Here is a 4,671-nt window from a genome sequence, read left to right on the forward strand (position 1 = left end):
TTCGTAGAGTCCAGCCAGGTTGTTGAGACTACTGGCTACATCGGGATGTTCTTGACCCAGCAGCTGCTTTCTCATGTCCAAAGCCTGGACATACAGGGGTTCCGCTTCATCGTAACGCCCCTGAGCTCGGTAGAGATATGCCAGGTTGTTGAGACTAGTGGCTACATTGGGATGGTCTTGACCCAGCAGCAGCTTTATCATGTCCAAAGCTTCGACAAACAGGGGTTCAGCTTGATGGTAACGCCCCTGAGCTTGGTAGAGTAATCCCAGGTTGTTGAGACTAGTGGCGATATTGGGATGTTCTTCTCCCAGCAGCAGCTTTGTCATGTCCAAAGCCTGGACATACAGGGGTTCCGCTTCATGGTAACGCCCCTGAGCTTCGTAGAGTCCAGCCAGGTTGTTGAGACTAGTGGCTACATCGGGATGGTCCTCACCCAGCAGCTGCTTTCTCATGTCCAAAGCCTGGACATACAGGGGTTCCGCTTGATGGTAACGCCCCTGAGCTTGGTAGAGTAATCCCAGGTTGTTGAGACTTTGGGCTACATCGGGATGTTCTTCTCCCAGCAGCTGCTTTCTCATGTCCAAAGCCTGGACATACAGGGGTTCAGCTTGATGGTAACGCCCCTGAGCTTGGTAGAGTAATCCCAGGTTGTTGAGACTACTGGCTACATCGGGATGATCCTCACCCAGACGACTTGTGGTAATATCTAAACATTTCTCATACCACGGTTCAGCTTGGTCATAGGTACCTCGACCTCGATAGAATCTTCCTAAGCCAACAAAAGGCCAGATTAAATCTTCATCCCTGAGCCAGTCAGTGAGGACTGTGGCAACTTCCTCTAAATGAGGGATGGCGGGGGTCACTACTGCAATCTGATCGCGAGTTGGTGTCTGGGGAATTGTTTTGGCAACAGCCACCATTGTCTTACAAAAGCTTTGCTTGTAGCTATCGGCCTCTGGTAATTGAGCCAGCTTGGTCAGGAAAAATTCTCGAATTAGTGGATGGAGTTGATAGGTTTGCTGTTCAGTCAGTTGCAACAGGTTCAGTTTCAGTAAACTGCGATTGGCCGTAGGCCACGCTACGCGATCGCGTAATTCCTCCAACTCTTCTTGTTCTTCTTCCCGGTCATCTTCAGTTTCGATAACACACTTCTCTACCAGGGACCACTCAAAAGGAGCAGGAGCAAACAGACTCAGACGACATCCCAACTGCTGTACTTCTGGACAATCTTTCAAATCTTCCCAGGATAACTCAAAGGCTGCTGCTACTCCCAACTGGGCTGTCATTTCCCCTTCTTCTGTGGGGTCAAGTAATGCCTTAGCTGCTAATTTCTTTTTCTCTAAACGTTTCTGAACTTTAGCAATGGTGAAGGTCGGATGTAGATCTAAATATCGTCCCACTAACTCTAAACCCAAAGGCAAATAACCCAACCATTCACATAAGGCTTCTGCTTCGGTTAGTTCTTTATCAATGCGCTCTTTTCCAACAAGCGATTGGCCGTAGGCCACGCTACGCGAACGCAATAATTCTAATGCTGCCTCTGGGGATAGTACATCCAAGTCAATTCGTCGGTAAGAAGCCCCTGGACGCTGACGACTGGTGACCAGTACTTTGAAGCGGGATTCAGCTGGAGGTAAATAGGGTTTAATTCTTTGTTTGTAGTCATTGCTGAAAGAAGCCACATCATCCAGCACGATCAATGCTGTTCCCTCTGGCCAATTTCTCCAGCAGTATCTTACCTGCTCGTTGAAATCTAGTTCATCTGGAATGGTTAATCCTAATTCCGTACGCCCAAAACTAACAACTTGAATCCCCAGATCTAGCCCGCGCACTGGAAACCAGCACCTACCACCAGGGTAGTTATCCTGATATCTCAGAGCATATTGTAAAGCTAACTCGGTTTTGCCAATACCGCCCATTCCGGCAATGGCGCAAATGGCTAATCTATCGGTCTTTTGAAGTTCCTCATGGAGCTGCTCAAGTTGAGTGTCTCTACCGACAAAGTAGGGAGTGCCACTATTGATACTAATGTTAGTCGGGGAATTTAAGGTTATTTGTTTTTTTTTGAGGCATTCCTCAATAAATTTCTTGACACCAAGATAGACCAAACTGTTTTGAGAATCTGGTTTACATAGGTCAATATGGTGCTTTGGTATGGCAACCGGCTTCACTCCTTCAATGCCTGGGTTGGCACTATCTTCGTCTACAACTAAAATCCCTTTTACAGGCTGGGTTTCATAATAGACTTTGGTGGCAATTTCTAGACTCCGAACGTTTTCTCTATACCACTCATTTAATTCCCGTAACTGAGAGTCATGAGCTTTTAGTTCCTCCACACTTACGGTGGTTCGTGCGAAAACACCAATATTATCAATTAAATTAGCTAGATGAGCACCAGTGTGGGGAGTAGCCAGAAATACTATGCCTTTAGTCTGCTCAATAATCCCTTTATAGTTATCAAAATTATTAGCACTACTAAGCATCTTTTTGACTAAAAGCCCGCCCATACTATGAGTAATAAATACTAATGGACGCTTGCCGAGATCGCAGCTGTTTAACCAATCTAATAAATTACTGGCTTGATCGAAAAGGGGCATACTGCCATTGCTTTGCCACTTTGTTGCTTTCGCGTCATACCCAAAAGACCAGATGTTAAGGCATAGCTGCTCTTTTCCTAACCAAACTGGCCAAAAATTATCATCATTTATTGCATGCTGGTGATGCCACGTGCCTCTGGGATCACCTCCAAGTCCGTGAACAAACACCACATCCATACTGGCTTCTGAGCCCTCCCACCCTGAGATTTTGATCAATCCCCTCGAATCGCTCACCAATTAGCCTCCAGTTAAATCTATAGCCTTAACCAGTAGATGCAGAAAATCCTATTTTTATTTATTCTAATACAAAAAAATCCAGGGAGTAGGGAGCAGGGAGTAGGGAGCAGGGATTAGGTAGTAATGGAAAAAGTTATCACAATTTATTTTATATACCTATAATAACTTATCGGATATAGTTTATTTTTTTTCTGTTTCCAAGGCTATCAGTAAATTAAATCAAAAAAAAACAAACGCTAACATTTTTACTATGTGCCCTGTTTGCGATTCTAACTTCTAACTTTTAACTTCTAACTTCTAACTTCTACTTGGTGGTGCGTTACGGGGCGGGCTATCCCAATACTGGCTACGAAGTAGAAAATTAGGGCTATCCCGCCCCTAACGCACCCTACGCACTAAATTCTTAATTCTACATTCTTAATTCTAAATTCTTAATTTTACATTCTTAATTCTTAATTTTCTTCCATTACCCCTCCAAAAAAAATTATAAAAACCCTTGACAACTAATTTTATAATCGTTATGATTATAAATGTTAAATTCAAAAGTAATTTTGAACTATGTCTGACAACTTTCGCCCAGATCCACAAAACAATCCTGAGGATATCACTCCTAGTAATACTCCTCAGGAACGTTCCCAAAAAAAATACCCCATTAAGCACATTCTGAAGGGGTCCCGCCGGGCAATAAACAACACTATGCATACCCTTTATGCACGGGGTTACGCCGAAATATCGGAGTGGAGCCCCCTTCAGCCGACTGGAATTCCTGGCGAATTCATCACGATGATGACCAAGTATTTAAATTTGGGTTAAACTATTAAGTTATAGGGGGGGGAACCCCCCTGGCCAAAGTATCAGGTTTGTTCGCGTAGCGTGACCTTTGGTCAATCCTATGGGATCATTTCTGGATTGGTTTCGAAAGTTGAGGCATAGCTAAAAATTCCTAGCCGTGGAAGGTATTTCTGCGGCTATTTTTTTTTGAGGTTGTTCGCGTAGCGTGGCCAAAGGCCAAGGTTAGAAGGTTAAAAGGTTGAAGGTTAGAAGGTTTAAGGTTAGAAGGTTAGAAAGTTAGAAGGTTAGAAGGTTTAAGGTTAGAAAGTTGAAGGTTAGAAGGTTGAAGGTTAGAAGGTTAGTTGCGTAGGGTGCGTTAGGGGGGGCCTCATTTTCCGCCTCGTAGCCAGGCTTTGGATAGCCCGCCCCGTAACGCACCACCGTGTCAAACAGCTTTTAGGAGATGCACCCTAAGGTTAGAAGGTTATCAGGTTTAAGGTTAAAAGGTTGAAGGTTGTTCGCGTAGCGTGGCCTATTGGCCAAGGTTTAAGGTTAGAAGGTTTAAGGTTAGAAGGTTTAAGGTTAGAAGGTTTAAGGTTATTATCCGAAGATTAGCGTTAATAAAAATCTGCGCTATTTCCCGATTTTCCCATTTCACGATTTGCCCAGGATTCGTGATTGATCCTTGGTGGGCAGTGCATACCTAGGTGTACCCAAGCAAATTAATCTTTCTGTGGCACTGCCCACCCTACATCTGTTCTATTGTGATTCATCCGTTGGTGGGCAGTGCATACCTAGGTGTACCCAAGCAAATTAATCTTTCTGTGGCACTGCCCACCCTACATCTCCTTCCGATTCCCGATTCCCGATTCCCGATTCCCGATTCCCGATTCCCGATTCCCAGCGCAGCTTACCAAACCCTACCTGAGTTTATAGGTTGACTGAGGGTTCCAGGCCCAGAGGCAGTAGTGGATTTTAAAACTGCGATCGCTCTTCCGTATTGAGGATCCTTACTAGTGCCACGCCATCCCGGTTGACTAGATAGCAGTTGCCGTTGCTCAAGGG

3 protein-coding genes are annotated in these 4,671 nt (G+C 44.7%); 2 read left to right on the plus strand and 1 reads right to left on the minus strand.

The genetic code is table 11. From position 1 onward, the window contains the following. The coding region (locus F6K20_RS25100; protein ID WP_502708873.1) for a tetratricopeptide repeat protein at nucleotides 1-2,157 on the minus strand (2,157 nt) is incomplete at its 3' end. A 1,236-nt stretch (nucleotides 2,158-3,393) separates the two neighbouring features. Between F6K20_RS25100 and F6K20_RS25105 the strand changes: the two genes are divergently transcribed. Beyond that, nucleotides 3,394-3,648: a hypothetical protein gene (locus tag F6K20_RS25105; RefSeq protein ID WP_008181007.1), complete on the plus strand. Its 255-nt coding sequence runs from the start codon at nucleotides 3,394-3,396 to the stop codon at nucleotides 3,646-3,648. Nucleotides 3,649-4,313: 665 nt separating this feature from the next. Then, a complete protein-coding gene (locus F6K20_RS25110; protein WP_287250400.1) occupies nucleotides 4,314-4,547 on the plus strand; it encodes a hypothetical protein in 234 nt (77 codons plus the stop codon). Nucleotides 4,548-4,671: the final 124 nt, after the last annotated feature.

The sequence above is a fragment of the Moorena sp. SIO2C4 genome (assembly GCF_010672485.1).
In the GTDB taxonomy this organism is placed as follows: domain Bacteria; phylum Cyanobacteriota; class Cyanobacteriia; order Cyanobacteriales; family Coleofasciculaceae; genus Moorena; species Moorena producens.